The sequence below is a fragment of the Frankia sp. AgB1.9 genome, from assembly GCF_016786355.1.
Classification (GTDB): Bacteria; Actinomycetota; Actinomycetes; order Frankiales; family Frankiaceae; genus Pseudofrankia.
The window spans coordinates 18,011-35,726 of sequence record NZ_JADWYX010000072.1; the positions used below are offsets into that span (position 1 = coordinate 18,011).

Sequence of the window (17,716 nt, forward strand, 5' to 3'; positions counted from 1 at the left end):
GGGCCCTGGCCCTGGCCCTGGCCCTGGCCCGCCGAGCATCGTCCCGGGTCAGGTGTCGCAGGGTGCGGGCGTCGGCGTGGGCGCGGTTGGTGCCTGGCTGGCCCAGCCGGGCAGCAGCCGGTCGTCATGGTCCGGTGCCCAGCCGCCCGGCCCGTGGACGTACCGGCCGCGCGGGCCGGTCGTCAGGTACTCGCGCACCGCGGTGAGCAGCCGGTCGACGTCGGCGGCCGTGGTGCCGACGCCGACGCTGGCCCGCAGCGCTCCGCCGGACGCGCCGAGGCGGCCCAGCAGCGGGTGCGCGCAGAACCGGCCGGCGCGCAGGCTGATCCCGTGCTCCGCGGACAGGAACGCGGCGAGCGCGTCCGGGTCGCGGCCCTCGACGGTGAACGCGACCACCCCTACCGGGGCGGTGTCCCTGTTGTCGCCGTCCCTGGTGGTGTCGTCTCGGGTGTCGTCGCCGTCGCCGTCCCGGGTGTCGCCGTCCCTGGCGTCGCCGCCGTCGGCATCGGTCCAGAGCCGCAGCACCCGGACCCCGGGCAGGCCGGCGAGGCCACCTTCGAGGCGGGCCCGCAGGGCGTCGTCGTGAGCGGCGAGCGCACCGGCCGGCAGGGCGGCGAGCGCCCGGCAGGCGGCGGCCAGCGCCGCCGCGCCGGGCAGGTTCGGAGTGCCTGCCTCGTGCCGCGCGGGAACGTCCGCCCAGGTCACCTCGGGCGACGGCGGCGGCCCGTTCTCGGCTGGCGCCGGCGCGGCGGTCGGCGGGCGCAGGCTGACGTCGCGGACGGCGCCGCCGCCGGCCAGGTACGGCGGCGCGAGCCGCAGCCAGTCGGCCCGCCCGACGAGCGCGCCGGCCCCGAACGGCGCGTAGAGCTTGTGCCCGGACAGCGCCAGGTAGTCGACACCGAGCGCGGCCAGGTCGATCCGGCGGTGCGGGGCGAGCTGGGCGGCGTCGACGAACACCCGCGCGCCGTGGGCCCGGGCGAGCCGGACGACGTCGGCGAGGGGCAGCCGCTCGCCGGTGACGTTGGAGGCGCCGGTCACGGCGACGAGCGCCGTCGGCTCGGCGCGCAGCGCCTCGGCGAGCGCGTCGAGCGTCCCGGTCAGGGTCGGGCGGACCGGCACCACCACCCGGTGCGCAGACGACCAGGGCAGCAGGTTCGCGTGGTGCTCCAGGTCGAGCACCACCACCCGCCCGGGCCCCTCGGGCAGGTGCGCGACGGCGCGGGCCAGCAGGTTCACCGCGTCGGTGGTGTTGCGCGTGAAGATCACCGTGTCGTCCTGGCGAGCGCCCAGAAACCGCGCCACCTCCGCGCGGGCGTCCTCGTAGACGGCGGTGCAGACCTGGGAGGCGAAGCCAGCGCCCCGGTGGACGCTCGCCGAGTACGGCAGCAGCCTGGCCACCTCGTCGGCGGCGGAGGTCAGGCTCGGGGCGCTCGCCGCGTAGTCGAGATTGACGTGCCGGGTCCGGCCGCCGCCGACCAGCGGGATGTCGAGGTCACCGCCGACGACCGGCAGCAGCGGCGCGACTCCCGCGCCGGTGGCAAGGTCGGCCGTGTCGCCGGGGGCGGCGGGGGCGGCCGTGTCGCCCGCGCGGCCGGCAGCGTCGGCTCCGGCATCGGCCGCGCCAGCGGCGGTGTTGCCCGTACCGGCGGTCGCGTGGCCCGTGCCGGCGGCTGTGTCGCCCGCGCAGCCGGCCGCATCGCCCGCGCCGGCGGCTGTGCCACCCGTGCCAGCTGTGCCACCCGTGCCACTTGTGCTGGCCGTGCCACCCGTGGCGGCCGGAGTGAAGGATCGATCGAGAACGGACTGAGGGCGCGCCACAGCCATACTCCTTGGGTCCCGGGACCCTGGAAGGGTCCGCGCTTGCCGGCCGGACATCCCGGCGCGGCCTGGTCTCTACCCGAGGGGCACCCCACCGCGGAGGAGGGTTGCCGGCCAGCAAGCTCGGGCTTGGCGCTGGCGCTCTTGACCTGGTTCGAACGGTAGCTAATCTGCTGTACCCGCCGTGCTGGCAGGTCCACCGCGGCGGACGATTCCGCTCGCCGTGGCGGTTCCATGACGCTAGCAGATTTCCCACCTGGCTGGTGGGAATTAGCGCCGATCCGGCTGGCCTTGATCGCCGTTTCGGCCCTGGCGTGGTCGTGATCTGCGCGTTTCCACAACCACCCCAGGGCCGAAACCGCGATCATGACCGGCGCGAGGGCCGACTCGGCGCCAGCGTCTCCGGTGGACCGCCCCCGCGCCTCTAGTTGCACTTTGAGTGCAACTAGGTTCAGGATGGTCGACATGGACGGCCGCAACGCGCGGGGGGCGCGCAACCGCGAGGCGATCGTGGACGCGACGCTCGCGCTCGTCGCGGAGCGGGGCGCGCTGCCCACCGCCCACGAGATCGCGCAGCGGGCCGGTCTCGCGCCCCGCTCGGTGTTCCACCATTTCCCCAGCCTGGAGGCCCTGCTGGCCGAGGCGGCGCGGTCCCGGGCCGACCTGTGGCGCTCGCTGCTGACGCCACCTGAACCGGGTCGTTCGCTCGCCGGGCGGCTGGCCGCCGCCCTCGGGCAGCGCGCCGAGCTCTTCGAACAGATCAGCGAGGTCCGCCGGGTCGCGGTGCGTCTCGAGTCGAGCTCGCCGTTGCTCGCCGAGCTTCTCGACGACAGCCGCGGCGTGCTGCGCCGGCACCTGCGCCGCGCGCTGAACCCGGAGCTCTCCGCCGTCGGCCAGGCCGCCGCCGCGGGCATCGAGGCCGCCGCCAGCTGGGAGATGTGGGACCTGCTGCGCCGCGACCTGCCGGTCGACGCAGCCCGCGCCGCGATGACGGCGTTGATCGAGCCACTCCTGACCCGGGCATCTGGCACCGCGCCGTCCAGCACCGCGCCATCCAACGCCCCGCCGTCCAGCTTCCTGCCGGACGCCGCCCTGCCGTCCAGCACCCAGCCGCCCAGCACCCAGCCGGACGCCGCCCCGCCGTCCAGCACCGAGCCGTCCAGCACACCGAGCAGTCCAGCACCCTGCCGTCCGGGTCACGCGTGAGCCGGGCACCAGCGTCGAAGGAACACTGACATGGGACGCAAGATCCTCTTCATAACCACCGACCAGCAGCGCTACGACGCGCTGGGCTGCAACGGTGGCGCCGTCGCCCGCACGCCCGTCGTCGACGGGCTCGCCGCCGCAGGGCTCAACTACCGCCGCGCGATGAACCAGAACGTCGTCTGCATGCCCGCCCGCAGCACGATGATCACCGGCCAGTACGTGCGCACGCACGGCGTCTACGCCAACGGCGTCCCGCTACCGGCCGACGCGCCCAGCATCGCGGCGTACCTGAACGCGAACGGGTACCGCACCGCCCTGCTGGGCAAGGCGCACTTCGAGCCCGGCTTCGACCTGGAGGGCCGCTGGCCGGAGAACCGGCTGGCCCGGGACGGCTCGACCGGTCCGCACCGCGGCTTCGAGCACCTTGAGCTCGCGATGCACGGGCCTCTCCCCCTGTGGCACTACGGGAAGATGATCCACGAGCATCCCGGCAACCACGTCCAGGACTTCTACCAGCTCTTCGACAACGGCGGCCTCAACTCCGCCGGCGGCGGCGACACCGGAGCGCCCCAGCTGAAGGTCAACCCGGTGCCGCGCGAGCTGTACCACACCGACTGGGTGGCCGAACGCGCGATCGCCTGGCTCGACAGCCTCGACGCCGACGAGGACTGGTTCTGCTGGATCAGCTTCCCCGACCCGCACCACCCCTGGGACCCGCCCGCCTCGGAGCTGGGCCGGGTCAACTGGCGCGACCTCGACCTGCCCGCCGGCCACCCCGGCTGCCCCGAGGCCGCCCGGAAGATCCTCGAAGGCAAGCCCGCGCACTGGCTGGCCTTCTACGACGGCTCGCACCCGAACCTGGAGGGCGGTCCCACCGAGTTCGTCCCGGCGCTGATGACCCACGACCAGGTCCGCGAGGTCAACGCCTTCACCCACGTCGAGAACGAGCTCATCGACGAGGCCGTCGGGCGGGTGCTGCGCCGGATCGACGAGCGCGGCTGGACGAACGACACCGACGTCCTGTTCACCACCGACCACGGCGAGCTGCAGGGCGACTTCGGCCTGCTGTTCAAGGGCCCGTTCCACTGCGACGCGCTGATGCGGCTGCCCCTGGTGTGGCGGCCGGCCCCGTCGGCCGGCGTCACCCCGAACGTCGTCGAGGACCCGGTCGGCCAGCTCGACCTCGCCCCGACCTTCTGCGAGATCGCGGGGCTCCCGGTGCCCGAGTGGGTGCAGGGCAAGGCACTGCCGAAGACCGACGGGACCGGCCGGGAACGCGTCATCACCGAGTGGGACAGCCAGTTCCCCACCGAGGACCTGCACCTGCGCTCGATGTTCCGGGACGGCTGGCTGGTCACCGCGTACCAGCCCGGCGGCGGCTACGACGGGACCGAGGGCGAGCTGTACAACCTGGCCGAGGACCCGCTGCAGTGGCACAACCGCTGGGACGACCCCGCGACCCGCTCACTGCGCGACGACCTCGTCACCGACCTGCGCGACAACCTCCCACCGGCCCACGACCCGAAACTCACCGTCGAGGCCCCCGTCTGACGCGCTCTTCCCGCGGCGACGCCGCCGGTCCGGGCGCCACTCCAGCGCGTCCCAGATCGCGGCGTCGACCACTCCAGCCCGTCCCCGATCGCGGCTTCGGCCTCTGAAGCGCGCCCATGATCGCCGTCTGGGCCCTCCGGTGGCTACGAAATGGCCCGACGAACGACCACGGGAGGGCCCAGACCGCGATCATGGGACGCCGCCAGACCGGCGCCGCCGCCGTCGCGCCACCGGGACCCATCTGACGCGCTCCTACCGCGAGGCCGCCGTGCCGGTCGCGGGTCCGGCGCCTGGTCAGGGGATCAGCACGATCTTGCCGCGAGTGTGGCGGTGGGCCAGCTCGCGGTAGGCGTCGCGTACCTCGGCCAGTGGGTAGGTCCTCGCGATCGGGACGTCGAGGGCGCCCTTGTCGACTAGCGCGGCCAGCTCCGCGATCACCTCCGCGGTCGCGGCGACGGCGTTGCCGTCCGTCTTGGCGCCGTACTTCTCCGCCGCCACGGGGTCGATGACCGTGTCGATCCGGTCCGGGCGGATCCCGAGGTCGACCGCGAGGTCGACGTAGCCGCCGCCGAAGGTGTCGACGAAGGCGTCGACCCGGCCGCCCGAGGCCTCCCGGATCCGGTCGGCGACCCCGTCGCCGTACACAACGGGGATCACGCCGTGGTCGGCGAGCCAGCCGTGGTTCGCCGGGCTGGCCAGGCCGATGACCCGCGCACCGGCAGCGGTGGCGAGCTGCACGGCGATGGAGCCGACCCCGCCCGCCGCGCCCGACACCACGACGGTGTCGCCGGGCACCAACGAAACGGCGCGAACGGCCGCGTACGCCGTCGTGCCAGCCACGAAGAGCGAACCGGCCACCTCCCAGGAAACCCCCGACGGGCGGCGCGTGAGGTTGCCTTCCTCTACGAGGACAAACTGAGCCTGGCTGGCCCGGTCGTCGGTGAACCCGATCACCTCGTCGCCAGGAGCGGCGTTGGTCACCCCCGGGCCGACCTCCGTCACGATGCCGGCGAGGTCGCTGCCCTGACCCGAGGGGAACGTCGCGGGCCAGCGCTGCGCGAAGGCGCCCGTCCGAATGGCCGCCTCGCCCGGGTTGATGCCCGCGGCCTTCACCTCGACCAGGACCTGGCCGGCCCCGGGGACCGGCCGGGCCACCTCGACGACCTCGAGCACCTCGACGTCGCCGTACTCGTTGAACCGCACCGCCTGCATGGCACCGCACCTCTTCCGAACGTGTCGTTACGTGTCGTCGCTGGGCACGGCCCACGCTGGCATCGCTCGGCGGAGGCGGGCAGCGGACGGCTTTCCCTAGGATCAGCGATCCTTGGCTGACCACCGCCGGCGCCGCCATCCTTGGTGTCATGGACCGTCCCGAGCTGGCCGACTTCCTGCGCCGATCGCGCGAGCGGCTGCGCCCGCACGAGGTCGGGCTGCCGGGCGGACCGCGCCGGCGCACCCCGGGGCTTCGCCGCGAGGAGGTCTCTCAGCTCGCCGGCATCTCCGCCGACTACCTGATGCGCCTGGAACAGCGGCGCAGCCCCCAGCCGTCGACGCAGGTGCTCACAGCGCTAGCCCGCGCGCTGCGACTGACCGAGGACGAGCGGGCCCACCTGTATGTCCTGGCCGGCCACCGGCCGCCGGCCGGGCGCCTGGCCGGCAACCACGTCCGCCCCGGCCTGCTGTACCTGCTCGACCAGCTGAACGCGACGCCGGCCCAGATCCTGACCGACCTCGGCGACGTCCTCGCGCAGAACGCCATGGCCTTCGCCCTGTTCGGCGGCCCCTGCTCGGTGCGCCGGCACGACTGCACCCAGGACCACAACATCGTGTGGCAGTGGTTCAACGACCCCGCGGTGCGCCACGCCTATCCGGCCGACGAGCAGGACGACCAGGGCCACCGCCTGGTCGCGGACCTGCGCGCGGCGGTCTCGCGCCGCCGGTACGACGCCGATTCCACCGCGCTCGTCGCCAGGCTCAGCGCGACCAGCGCGGAGTTCGTCGCCCTCTGGCAGCTGCACGAGGTGGCCGTCCCCCGGCACAGCCGGATGCGGGTGCTCCATCCGACGATCGGGCCGATCGTCCTCGACCGCGAGATCCTGCTGACCCCGAGCGAGGACCAGCGCCTTCTCATCTACACCGCCCCGCCCGGCACCGCCGACCTCGACCACCTGGAACTCCTACGGGTCGTCGGCTCCGAGCAGTTCGCTGCGGACGAGTAGGCACTGCGCCGGCGGGCCAGAGGCACCTTGACCGCCTGTGTTCCGCCGCAAGCCGGTTCGTTGTCGATCTCGCGGCCCCGCTCGGGTCGTTCTCCGAGGCAATCTGGTGGTGCGCCTTGCCGGCGACGCCCGCAACGACTGCCGCCGCCGCGTTCGGCAGACCACGACTTCTTCGCGTACCCGCGCAGATCGGTCAACGGCGCACCCGATAGCGCAGGTGAAGCACCCGGTTGGCCTGAATCACCACGTCGGGATCCTCCAACAGGTGCTGCGCGTGGACCGACCCGAAGTAGCGCTTGCCGGACCCGAACACGACGGGTACGACGTCCATGCGCACCTCGTCGACCAGGCCCGCGGCAAGCACCTGGCCACCGACGTCGCCAGCGGCGACCTCGACCAGGCGGTCACCCGCAAGCTCCTGCGCCTTGGCCACGGCTGCCTCGACGCCGTCGACGAAGTGAAACGGCGCCTCGGGGTCCCAGCCCTCGGGCTGCGGCCGGTGCGTCACGACGACCACGTGGTCGATCCCGCTCGGAGGCTTCCCGTCCCAGCCGTCCGTCATATCGAAGACGTGGCGGCCGACGACTGTCGCCCCGATCTGGTCCCAGTACGGCCGGGTGTAGTCGTAGGACGTCTGCGACACCTTCACGTAGCCGCTCTCGTCCAACGGGACGTCACCGCTGGACAACCAGTCGAACAGCGGTCCGGGCTGGTCATTCTCGTCCGCGACGAAGCCGTCCACCGACACCGAGCCGTACATGACCACCTTGCCCACGGGCCTCTCCTCTGCTTTGGGTGCCCCCAAAATTAGCGTGTCGTGAGCTGTCGCACTTGTAAGCCGCCACCGTGTTCGCGATCAACCCCGCCGGCAGACCTCGGGGACAGGCTCGTCATACAGGCGGAGCTCTTCGTCGCTCGGAGGCTGAAAAATCGTTGCCCACTGTTCAAAGTGAGCCCGCGTCATCGGTGAGGCGCTCCATTCGCCCGACTCGTTGCGTCGCCGAGCACGGTCGATCAGAACCTCCAAGGGCGCGTCGAGGTAACGCAACTCGACCGCCACCCCCAGGGCCCGGGCTCCGAGTCGTTTCTCATCCCGTTCCACTCGTGCCCAGTGACCCCACTCCAGGATGACGCTCTGACCTTGGGCGAGGAGTTCCCGGGTGAGCGTCCACAGTTGCCCTTCGATAAGAACGCGAAACTGGTCGTCCCACGGGTCGTGACCCAGTTCTGTCGTCCACTGGTCTTTGTCCAGCCTGATCGCGGGAATCCTGGGGGCGAGCCGGCGAGCAAGCGTCGACTTGCCTGACGCCGGAAGGCCAGCTATCAGAACAAGCCGGGCGGACGACTTCGGGTTCATAGCTGTTTCCTCGTTGGGATCGGGGGTCCCGGCAGGAACATATCTCGACGAACAACGACGAGCATGCCGACGTCGTTCGGCGGTAGCGGACGAAGCGCCGATCGAGGTTGGTGGACCAAGGTTGACCATGGAGGCGCGGTCCCGACGTTCCCGGCCGCGAGCGCTGGGAGGCGTATTAGAGGGCCCGCCATCGTCCACGCAAGCCGAGTCGCGACCCGATCACTGCCGCTCAGTCGAACAGAGCGCTGACCGATTCGCCGTTGTGGATGCGGCGCATGGCCTCGGCCAGCGCGGGCGCGACGGAGAGAATCTTCAGTTTGGGAATGTGTTCCTCACTCGGGATGGGAACGGTGTTGGTGCAGACGATCTCGAGGACGTCGGGCTGGTCGCCGATGCGCTTGAGGGCGCCGCTGGCGAACAGTCCGTGGGTGCAGGCGATGCGGATCGACCGGACGCCGATGTCGCGGAGCCTGTTCAGGAGCTCGAGGACGGTACTGCCCTTGGCGATCTCGTCGTCGAGAATGATGATGTCGCGGCCGGCGACATCACCGATGACCGCGCTGATGGCGACCCGGTCGTCGGCGAACCGCTGCTTGGCACCGGCCGCGACCTGAACGCCCAGCCGCCGGGCGAAATGCGCGGCCTCCTTGGCGTTGCCGAGGTCGGGCGAGACCACGGTGGTGTTCGACAGGTCGTACTGGCGAAAGTGCTGGGCCAGTTCGCGTAGCGCGTGCAGGTGGTCGACCGGGACGCTGAAGAAGCCGTGCACCTGCGGTGCGTGCAGGGTCATGGCGAGGATCCGGTTGGCCCCGGCGGTGGCCATCAGGTCGGCGACCAGCCGTCCGCCGATCGAAATCCGCGGTGCGTCCTTCTTGTCCGAGCGCGCGTACGAATAGTGCGGCATCACGACCGTCGTCCGCAACGCCGATGCGCCCTTGGCCGCGTCCAGCATGAGCAGCAGCTCGACGAGGTTCTCCTGGACGGGCCTTACGAGCGGCTGGATGATGAAGATGTCCCGTTCGCGGCAGTTCGCCTGCAGCTGAACTTCCAGGCAGTCGTTCGCGAAGCGTTCGATGCGAACCGGCGACAATGGCGTCTCGAGATGGTGGCACACCTCCTCGGCTAGTTGCCGATGCGCGCTTCCGCTGAAGACGACAATCTCTCGCACAAACCGACCCGACGTTAGTGCGGACGTTACGGACGTCCCCATCCTACAGGCGAAACCTTGTCGCCCGACAAAGCCAGACCGCGATCACGATGCGGGCTCGCCATACGCGGGTAGCGTGACGCAGGCGGTAGTGGGCGAGGGCCCCGGCCACGTTGTCGGTTAGCAAGCGAGGTTCATGATCGCCCCCAGGGGCGGCCGGGGCCGCGGGCGTGGCGCTGGATCCCTGCGGCGGCGTTCGTGGTGCCGGTCAGGTGTAGGACCGCGATCGCCGGGTTACACAGCCTGGCCGTGACCTCGGGTGCGCTGCCGGTCCAAACCTCGCCGACGTCCTCGCCGGAGGTGACGTCGCGGATTCGGCGCGGCCGGTTCTCCGCCAGCCCGTGCTCGGACGTGCGCGGCGAACAGGGCTGGTCTGATGTGTCGGCAGGCTGGTAACCAGAAAGTCGCCGTCGGTCTCGGCCGGCCGACCGGTGGGCGGCGGTCCGCGGCGGTTAAGCTGCGCCGCCTGCGTGGCGCGCGGGAGGAGCAGCCCGGCGTGAGCCTCGACGGCCGTCACGGCGCGCCGTTCGAGACGGCCGTGGCCGGTGCCGACGACGGCGCAGTTGTGGCCGCCGGATGCAGCCGTCGCCGACCGATCGAGAGCAGGGGCAGGCGGTGACTGCCGCGGCGGGCCTGACACCTCGGGTTGATCATGAGGGTGCAGGAACCTCCACGGTCTCCGGGGGTCGCGCCCGCACCCACGAAACCCCGGTCATCGTCAGCCCCCGCCACCTCACCAGACTTACCGGGGCCCTGAGGCCGGCCCCGGCCGGTTGACACTGCCAACCCAGAGATCTGGCCCGACCTCGCTTTTACAGCCGCAATCTTCTGAACAGCACCGGTGCCCGCCAATCCGCAACGATACCCATTGAAATGAACAGCTCGCGAGAATGCGAAGTATTTCAAAGAATGATCATTGATCGACATTTCTGCCGCTTGCTCTTTTTTCGCATCGAGCTACCATTGACGTATGTTCGATTCGCTCGACGGCCGTGACCCGCCGCCCCATGGGGAATCAGCTTGCCAGCTCCTCGATCGACCATTCTTTGGCCCGCCGCCACAGACGACGCAGGGCCGACCTGCCACTGGCCGCCCGCCCATCGACGGCGACGTTGCCGACCGTCCATTTGCCGATACCGCTGTCCTTCCATCGGATAGCCCGCCCGCCGAGGGGCTTCTCGGGAGGCTGTCGTCGGTGGACGCTGTGTTCGACGAGGTGCTGGCTGGGCTGGTGGGGTGTGACGCGTCGGCGACCTTGGCGCTCGCGGCCAGGCTGGCGCGGCTGACCGCCAGGCTGGAAGGGCTGACGGTCCACACCCACGTTCACCTCGCCCGCCAACGTCCACCCGACCCCGCTGAAGGGGAGGCAGGCGAGCCGTACTCGACCGTCGCCGCCGACGAGCTGGCCGCGGAGCTGGGACAGTCACCCCGCACGATGTCCAGCCGGCTGGCGACCGCCTGGGACATCGCTCATGATCTCCCCGCCGCGCTGGCCGACCTGACCGCGGGCCTGCTCAACCACACCCGGCTCGCGGCGCTGCACGGGCTCACCATCTGCCTCACGACCGGGCAACGCGCCCTCGTCGAGGCGACGATGCTCGCCGGCAGCAGACTTGCCTCCCCGCCCCAGTGGCGCCGCAAGATCCACCGGATCATCAGCCGGCTCGACCCACAGGGCGCCGCGAAGCGCCGGCGTCGCGCCCACGCCGAACGCCGGGTCGCCATCGATTCGCTCGACGACGGCATGGCCTGCCTGACAGCGGTCCTCAGCGCCGAAGACGCCCGAGCGATCTACGATCGAATCAATCAGATCGCCCGTACCGACGCTCGTACCGACGGCGATACCCGCTCGATCGACGCACGCCGCGCAGACGTCCTCACCGCTCTGCTCCTGGGTAACCGGCGTGAACATGTCACCGTCGAACTGCAGGTCGTCGCCGCCGTCGGCACCCTCGCCGGCTTGGACGAGAATCCAACGGAACTCGTCGGATACGGCCCCATTCCCGCGACTGTCGGTCGCGCGCTGGCCGCCGACGCCCACTGGCGTCGCGCCCTGACCGACCCCGAAACCGGCACCGTCCTCGACCTCGGCCACCCTTGAGGAGTGCGTTTCGAGCAGTCGTGCAGGTGACGCTCTGTCCGGCGGTGCAGGGACTCAGGTCATGTGGCCGTGTATCGATGCCCGGGCGGCGCTGCGCGGCATGACACCGCGGCTAAGGTGTGGGGCCTGTGTCAGCCTATCCTTGCCAGAGGATCCGGCCGGCCGGAGGCTTGTACCGAACAGCTAACCTCGAGGGTTCTGTGGCCGTGGTCGACGACGGGCAGGGTGAACGGCAGCGGACCGTGCGTGGTCTCCGGCTTCCCGCTCGCCTGATCTCGTTGTTAGAGGTCGGCCGATGGTGCGACCCAAGCGAGTCGGCTCTACGCGACCTCATGCCGTGGTTCAAGGATCCGCTGTCTTTTCTGACCAGCATCGGCTCCATGCGCCGCGAAAATAGGTCGCTCGACTTCCTGACTGACGACGAACGCTCTTCGTGGATTTTCCGCCAGCTACGCGGAAGTCGACAAGCAGACCTTATTGATCTGCCGTGGCTCGACGTTGAAAAGGCGGTCCTGGTAGCTGTAAATAGGAACGCTGGCGACGACGTCGCCCTTGCGCTGGATTATCGAACCGACCCGTCTAATCCGCGAGTCGTCGGCAGCGATTTCTGGACCGATCCCAATCAATGTTCATGGCGGATTGTCACTCCTACGCTCTCCGAGTTCGTCGTATCTTTATCCCTCGGATAGGCACGGGGGCCTCGGCAGTCGCCCTTCAACGCACCAGACCTCTCGCGAAGGTCAGCAGCGTAGGTCTGCCCGTTCGGACGCGATGGGTGCCAGCGTGGGTTGGCGCGGATGCCCACACGAGTCTGGGCGCTCGACCCTCGACGGCGGTGACGCAGACCAGCCAGGTACGGCATCCGAGGGCACCGACGGCAGGCCGCCGCCAGCTGGCCCGGGCCAGCGACTGGGAACGCGCAGGTCACGGTCGTCTGCACGACGTCACAAATGTGGGGCTTGACCATCGCCGAGACGGTTGGCACCTCGACCAAAACCACCCTGGCGTCTTCACCTGGACGAGCCCGACCGGTCGCACCTACCGGGTCGACAGCTCCAGCAACGAGGAAGGCGGCCGACCGGCCGACGAGCACATGCGCCCACAGCGAGTTCTGGCCTCGGCTGATGGATCGTCCTAGGCGATCGCGGCGCGGACTTGCGGGACGATCTCCGTGGCCCAGCTGCTCAGGGATGTGGGGTCCGGCGTCCCGCCGCCCGGCGAGAAGAGCAGAAAGCCCGCGGCGTCATGTTCCCGCACGGCGCCGGTCAGTTCGTCGACCCACTGGCCGACCGAGCCGCCGACCCAGCGACCGTCGCGGTCACGGGTACTGGGCAGCGGCCGGTCCGTGATCCGGCCGGGCAGGTTGAAGACGGTACGGATCTGACGCGGGTCCCGGCCCACGGCCGCCGCTGCCTCGTCGATGACCGGGCGCGAGGTCCGGTACCGCTCGCTGAGCCAGTCCGCCGCGTGGCCGGGAATCCAGCCGTCGGCGACCCGCCCCGTCACGGCGAGGGATCTCGGGCCGACGGAGCCCGTCCACACGGGGGGTGCGGGGACGGGAGCCGGCGTGATCTGATCGACCCGGTAGTGGCGGCCGTGGTAGGTCACCGGCGGGCCGCCACCCGACAGCAGTCTGACCAGCACGATCGCCTCCTCGAACGCCACCACGGCGTCCGCCGGTGAGAGCCTCGGAACCCCCAGGTCGGCGATCCGGTCCCACCGGCCGCCGGCGCCGATGCCGAGGACGAGGCGGCCATCGGAGAGCGCGGACAGCGCGGTCACGGTCCTGGCCAGCAGGGCGGCGGGCCGGGTCGGCAGGTTGGTGACGTTGGCGAAGCCCGCGAGGCGTTGGGTGCGCCCGAGGATGAAGCCGAGGGAGGCGTAGGCGTCCAGACGCTCGCCGAGGTACGGATGATCCGAGAGCGAGAAGAGATCGAGACCGTCGCGATCGGCCTGTCGCGCCAGCCTCAGCAACTCGGGCCCGGTATCGAAACCGCTGTGCGCCCCGAAACCGAAGACGACGTCGTCTGAAGCCACTGTGTTGTCCGAAGCGTCTGTGTCGTCTGAAGCCACGGTCTTGTCTGAAACCACTGTGTCGTCTGAAGCCACTGTCTTTCCTTCCGTCCGGCAGCCGAACCTTGAAAGAAAGGTGCGGTTAGGCGGCAGTAGGGCCGAACTGTTCGGTGAAGCGGCCGGTGAACAGGTCGACGCCCTTGTAGTCGGCCACCGTGGCAGCCGGGACGACCGCCGGGCCCTCGGGCGTGGGCATCTGGCCGACGCCGCCGCGCGGTCCGAGCGGCAGCAGAATGATCGGGTGCGACAACGGCTGATAGGTGGCCGTGGGCCGTTCGCCCCGCAGTTGCGCGGTGATGTTCTCCACGACGACCTCCGCGTGGCGCAGGGCGTAGGCGGCCAGCTTGTCCTCGGCGATATCGGTCAGGTCCCCGACCGCATAGACGCGGTCGTGCCCGGTGACATTCAGCGCGTCGGTAACGGAGACCTCGCCCCGCGCGCTGAGCGTGGTCAGCCGGCCGTCGCCCAGGTAGCCGCTGTTGGGACGCGCGCCGAAGGCCTGGAACCAGATGTCCGCGGCGAGCTCGACGCCTTCGGTCGTGGTCACGACGAAGGGTCCGGCCCGGCCCGCCTCGGTCGCGGGCAGCGCCGTCAGGCTGGTTCCCAGGCGCAGCTCGATGTCCAGGTCATCGAGCTGGCGGTGGAGGTCCTCGCGCAGGCCAGGCTCGAAGGTCGGCAACAGCGTCTCGGCGGGGTCGACGATGGTCACCGACTTGTTCGGCCAGACGTCCTTGATCTCGCCGGCAAGCTCCAGGCCGACCGGCCCCGCGCCGACGATCAGTACCCGTTCGGCGTCGGCCAGCTCCTTGTGGGTACGGCGCAGGTCCGCCAGACCGTCTTCGGTGCCCTCGGACCTGGGCTTGGCCGGGTAGGCGTAGCTGGACCCGGTGGCGAGGACCAGGTAGTCCGCGGGTACCCGCCGGCCCGAGGAAAGGGTGACGCCGCCGGGGTCCACCGAGATCGCCCGGTCGCGAATCACCGTCCCCGCGGTGAGAAGGGTGTTGAAAGGAAAGAAGATGTTGGCGGCCCAGGACGGCTGGGCTAGCGCCCGCAGCGACCCGGCCGCGTTGACGAAGGAGTCCCGTGGGTCGATCAGGACGACCTCGGCCTGCGTTTCCAGCGCCTTCGCGACCGCCGCGCCGCCATAGCCGCCGCCGACGACCACAACCGTACCGCTCATGATTCCCAGCTCTCTTTGCCAGAGATTCGGCCTCGACGTCGTCGGGCTCTTTCGGCGACTCTGGCCAGCGGACGGACGCCCAGGAAGGCCGCGCTGAGGGTGGTAGTGGCTGAGGGTGGTAGTGACAGGGACACCACGACGGCTCGGGAGGTTGTTACGGTCAGGCAGTGAGCGACAACGAGCTCGGGCTTTTTCTGCGCACGCACCGTGAGGCGCTCAGCCCGGCCGACGTCGGCCTGCCCGCCGGTCCGCGTCGCCGCGCCACCGGACTGCGCCGCTCCGAGGTGGCGACCCTCGCCGGCGTCAGCGTCGAGTACGTGATCAGGCTCGAGCAGGGACGCGACCGCCGGCCGTCGCCACAGGTGCTCTCCGCCCTCGCCGAGGCACTGCGGCTGACCACCCGGGAGCGCGTTCACCTGCACCGGCTGACGAAAGCCGCCGACCCGGGATTCAGGTGCCGGGGCCTCGGCGATCCGGCCGGCACCGTCCGCCCGACTGTCCAGGCCCTGCTCGACCGCCTTGAGCCGACCGCCGCGGTGTTGCTGAACCTGCTCAGCGACGTCCTCGCGCACACCGCAGGCTATGAGCGGCTCGTCGGACCCATGGGGCTGTTGGAGGCCGCGCAGCCCAACCTCGCCCGGTTCCTCTTCACCGACGTCCGAGCCCGCGAGGCGTACCTCGACTGGGACCATGTCGCCGACGAACAGGTCGCGGCCCTCAAACAGGGCCCGTTCCGGGCTCGCCCGGATATGGCGGCGCTGGCGGATGAGCTGACGGTCACCGTCGGCGAGGCCTTCACCCACCGGGTCGACACGGTTCCCGGCCTGCCTAAGGCCACCGGCGTCCTTCGCCTGGCCCACCCCGGCGCCGGGGCGCTTCGGCTCGCCTACGAGACCCTTGAGCTCTCCGTCGACGACGACCAGCGTCTCGTCGTCTACCTGCCCGCCGACGCGGCGACGGCCGCTGCGCTCGACGAGCTCAACCGCGACCGACCCCAGCCGCTACGCCTCGTCGGCCGGTGACCGACCGCAGGTGATCTCGCTTCGCGCCACACATGAAAGGCACCTCACGACGCGGTCGATCGCTACGACCGACCGCACGCGTTCTGGCGTCTCGCCACATTGGAGAGGCACCCCACGACGCGGTCGATTGCTGTGACCGAACGCGGGCGTGCTCGCGTCCCGCCACACTCGGGAGATACCTCACGACGCGGTCGATTGCTGTGACCGAACGCGGGCGTGCTCGCGTCCCGCCACACTCGGGAGATACCTCACCACCACGCGATCGTTCCTACATGGTGGTCGCGGATGCTTGGATTCCGTCACCACCACGTAGGAACGAACGTGCGGCCGACCCGTCCGGGTGCTGCCGAACGGGACCGGTCCCCGAAACACGCTGAGGAGGCTCACCGTGCCTGATCAAGCAGCGGCCTCGCCCGACCCGACGGGCACCGCCGATAGGGCGCCCGTCGCCAAGGGGCCGTCCGCAGCCGAGGGGACGGCGACCGGGCCGGACGAGCCGACCCCGCAGGAGTTCGACGCGTTCCACCGCCGGCTCCACCAGATCCGCCCCGCCGGCCTGTCGGCGCACACCGCGCAGACCGAGGGGATGCGCCGGGTCGAGGCGCTGTCCGGCACGACCGTCGGTACCGAGCGGCTGTGGATGGGCCAGACCCACGTGGCGCCGGCCACCCGGTCGGCCAACCATCACCACGGGGTGTCCGAGACCGGGATCTACGTCGTCTCCGGGCATCCGGCGTTCGTCTTCCTGCGGGAGGAAGAGGAGATCCGGCTGGAGACCTCGCCCGGCGACTACATCTACGTGCCGCCGTGGGTGCCGCACCGGGAGGAGAACCCGGACCCGGAGGCCGAGGCGGTGGTCGTCATCGCCCGCACCACCCAGGAGGCGATCGTCGTCAACCTCGCCGATCTGCGCTGGCGCGGACCGGCGAAGACCTCGGACGGCGGCCGCACCTGGCACACCGACTGAGTGGGTCCGCCGAAGCAGGCCGAGCCGCCGTGATCCCTGCGGGCAGGTGGCCGGGCCAGGAAGGTCCACATCAGGGGCCGGCGCGTTCACCCGTGGCCACGCCGGACGGCGGCCGCACCCGGCACACCGACTGAGCGCGGCCGGCAGCAAGGCGCAGGCCCGCGAGACGTCGCCCCCCCAGACGTCGGCCCACCAGACGTCGGCACGGTCCGCTGCGGCGCCGCCGGCCGTTGATCGCTGTTTTGGCCCTCCCGTGGCTGTGATCAGGGCTTTTCCGCGACCACCAGAGGGCTCAAACGACGATCACCGACACCAAGGTGGCGGCGGCCGGAAGCCCGCCGACGGATGGCCGCGCCGTTTGCCCTTGCCTGCGCCGCCGACCCGGGCACCATGCCGCGACACCGCCGCCGGCTCCACGAGCGCTCCACTGACCCCGCGTCGAGGCCCCGCGGGTCGGGTCGGTCAGGAGACCTCCTTGAGCAGGCCGGTCGCCACGTCGAAGACGAAGCCCCGAATCGCGTCCCGGTGCGGGACGAAGGGGCTCGCCTTGATCCGCGCGATGGACTGCCGGACGTCCTCATCCAGATCGGGGAACGCCTCGGCGGCCCACTCCGGCTTGATCCCGGTCTCGTCCTGGATCGAGCGCTTGAAGTCGTCGTCGGTGAAGGTCAGCATGCCGCAGTCGGTGTGGTGGATCAGGATGATCTCGGTCGTGCCGAGCAGCCGCTGGCTGATCGCGAGGGACCGGATCTCGTCGTCGGTCACCACCCCGCCCGCGTTGCGGATGACGTGCGCCTCCCCCTCGGCGAGGCCGAGGATCCCGTAGACGTTCAGCCTCGCGTCCATGCAGGCGACGACGGCGATGTTGCGGGCGGGCGGCAACGGAAGCGGCCCGACGAAGCTCTGGGCGTAGGCGGCGTTGTTGGCCAGGTACTCGTCCGTAACGGACACGGTTCCCCCAGTAGCGAGCGCATTTCATCATCTTTTACATCGGTGAAGTGAAGTTATCTCTCCG

General features: G+C 70.7%; 15 protein-coding genes and 1 riboswitch. Of the genes, 7 read left to right on the plus strand and 8 right to left on the minus strand.

Annotated features, from left to right (window positions below; translation table 11 throughout):
* Positions 1-48: 48 nt before the first annotated feature.
* A complete protein-coding gene (locus tag I6A60_RS25710) occupies positions 49-1,818 on the minus strand; it encodes an aminotransferase class V-fold PLP-dependent enzyme (RefSeq protein WP_203055716.1) in 1,770 nt (589 codons plus the stop codon).
* Positions 1,819-1,851: 33 nt separating this feature from the next.
* Positions 1,852-1,968, minus strand: a riboswitch (SAM riboswitch).
* A 315-nt stretch (positions 1,969-2,283) separates the two neighbouring features.
* Here I6A60_RS25710 and I6A60_RS25715 point away from each other — a divergent pair.
* Both I6A60_RS25715 and I6A60_RS25720 read left to right on the plus strand, forming a co-directional pair.
* Positions 2,284-3,024 carry a TetR/AcrR family transcriptional regulator gene (locus I6A60_RS25715; protein WP_203023376.1) on the plus strand — a complete coding sequence of 247 codons (741 nt, stop codon included), beginning with the start codon at positions 2,284-2,286 and terminating at the stop codon, positions 3,022-3,024.
* Positions 3,025-3,054: 30 nt separating this feature from the next.
* Positions 3,055-4,575: a sulfatase gene (locus I6A60_RS25720; RefSeq protein ID WP_203023377.1), complete on the plus strand. Its 1,521-nt coding sequence runs from the start codon at positions 3,055-3,057 to the stop codon at positions 4,573-4,575.
* 294 nt (positions 4,576-4,869) lie between these two features.
* Here I6A60_RS25720 and I6A60_RS25725 read toward each other — a convergent pair whose 3' ends face one another.
* Entirely contained in the window at positions 4,870-5,787 is a 918-nt protein-coding gene (locus I6A60_RS25725) for an NADP-dependent oxidoreductase (RefSeq protein ID WP_203023378.1), read from the minus strand.
* 149 nt (positions 5,788-5,936) lie between these two features.
* Between I6A60_RS25725 and I6A60_RS25730 the strand changes: the two genes are divergently transcribed.
* Positions 5,937-6,794, plus strand: coding sequence for a helix-turn-helix transcriptional regulator (locus I6A60_RS25730; RefSeq protein ID WP_203023379.1), 858 nt, complete (start codon positions 5,937-5,939; stop codon positions 6,792-6,794).
* A gap of 193 nt (positions 6,795-6,987) precedes the next feature.
* Here the strand turns inward: I6A60_RS25730 and I6A60_RS25735 are convergent, their stop codons facing one another.
* From I6A60_RS25735 to I6A60_RS25745, 3 genes are all read right to left on the minus strand, one after another.
* On the minus strand, positions 6,988-7,569 hold the full coding sequence (locus I6A60_RS25735) for a dihydrofolate reductase family protein (protein ID WP_203023380.1): 582 nt from the start codon (positions 7,567-7,569) through the stop codon (positions 6,988-6,990).
* Between the two features lie 81 nt (positions 7,570-7,650).
* A complete protein-coding gene (locus I6A60_RS25740) occupies positions 7,651-8,151 on the minus strand; it encodes an ATP-binding protein (RefSeq protein ID WP_203023381.1) in 501 nt (166 codons plus the stop codon).
* 229 nt (positions 8,152-8,380) lie between these two features.
* Positions 8,381-9,319 (minus strand): ribose-phosphate pyrophosphokinase, encoded by a 939-nt coding sequence (locus I6A60_RS25745; RefSeq protein ID WP_203023382.1) that lies wholly within the window; start codon positions 9,317-9,319, stop codon positions 8,381-8,383.
* A 1,234-nt stretch (positions 9,320-10,553) separates the two neighbouring features.
* Between I6A60_RS25745 and I6A60_RS25750 the strand changes: the two genes are divergently transcribed.
* Positions 10,554-11,459 carry a DUF222 domain-containing protein gene (locus I6A60_RS25750; RefSeq protein WP_307873871.1) on the plus strand — a complete coding sequence of 302 codons (906 nt, stop codon included), beginning with the start codon at positions 10,554-10,556 and terminating at the stop codon, positions 11,457-11,459.
* 200 nt (positions 11,460-11,659) lie between these two features.
* The gene (locus I6A60_RS25755; protein ID WP_203023383.1) at positions 11,660-12,148 is read left to right on the plus strand and encodes a hypothetical protein; all 489 of its coding nucleotides are present in this window, start codon (positions 11,660-11,662) and stop codon (positions 12,146-12,148) included.
* Between the two features lie 445 nt (positions 12,149-12,593).
* On the opposite strand, the gene I6A60_RS25760 is transcribed toward I6A60_RS25755, so the two are convergent.
* Together I6A60_RS25760 and I6A60_RS25765 are read right to left on the minus strand one after the other, a co-directional pair.
* Positions 12,594-13,496 (minus strand): LLM class flavin-dependent oxidoreductase, encoded by a 903-nt coding sequence (locus I6A60_RS25760; protein WP_203023384.1) that lies wholly within the window; start codon positions 13,494-13,496, stop codon positions 12,594-12,596.
* A 118-nt stretch (positions 13,497-13,614) separates the two neighbouring features.
* Positions 13,615-14,712: an NAD(P)/FAD-dependent oxidoreductase gene (locus I6A60_RS25765; protein WP_203023385.1), complete on the minus strand. Its 1,098-nt coding sequence runs from the start codon at positions 14,710-14,712 to the stop codon at positions 13,615-13,617.
* 167 nt (positions 14,713-14,879) lie between these two features.
* On the opposite strand from I6A60_RS25765, the gene I6A60_RS25770 reads away from it, so the two are divergent.
* Together I6A60_RS25770 and I6A60_RS25775 are read left to right on the plus strand one after the other, a co-directional pair.
* A complete protein-coding gene (locus I6A60_RS25770) occupies positions 14,880-15,734 on the plus strand; it encodes a helix-turn-helix domain-containing protein (protein ID WP_203023386.1) in 855 nt (284 codons plus the stop codon).
* Positions 15,735-16,122: 388 nt separating this feature from the next.
* Entirely contained in the window at positions 16,123-16,701 is a 579-nt protein-coding gene (locus I6A60_RS25775; protein ID WP_374113439.1) for a cupin domain-containing protein, read from the plus strand.
* A gap of 462 nt (positions 16,702-17,163) precedes the next feature.
* On the opposite strand, the gene I6A60_RS25780 is transcribed toward I6A60_RS25775, so the two are convergent.
* Positions 17,164-17,652, minus strand: a complete 489-nt coding sequence (locus I6A60_RS25780; protein WP_203023387.1) for a carbonic anhydrase — start codon at positions 17,650-17,652, stop codon at positions 17,164-17,166.
* Positions 17,653-17,716: the final 64 nt, after the last annotated feature.

Coding starts and splice junctions, on each gene's coding strand:
- I6A60_RS25720 (WP_203023377.1), top strand. CDS start 3,055: ATGGGACGCAAGATCCTCTTCATAACCACCGACCAGCAGCGCTACGAC.
- I6A60_RS25765 (WP_203023385.1), bottom strand. CDS start 14,712: ATGAGCGGTACGGTTGTGGTCGTCGGCGGCGGCTATGGCGGCGCGGCG.
- I6A60_RS25715 (WP_203023376.1), top strand. CDS start 2,284: ATGGACGGCCGCAACGCGCGGGGGGCGCGCAACCGCGAGGCGATCGTG.
- I6A60_RS25730 (WP_203023379.1), top strand. CDS start 5,937: ATGGACCGTCCCGAGCTGGCCGACTTCCTGCGCCGATCGCGCGAGCGG.
- I6A60_RS25725 (WP_203023378.1), bottom strand. CDS start 5,787: ATGCAGGCGGTGCGGTTCAACGAGTACGGCGACGTCGAGGTGCTCGAG.
- I6A60_RS25740 (WP_203023381.1), bottom strand. CDS start 8,151: ATGAACCCGAAGTCGTCCGCCCGGCTTGTTCTGATAGCTGGCCTTCCG.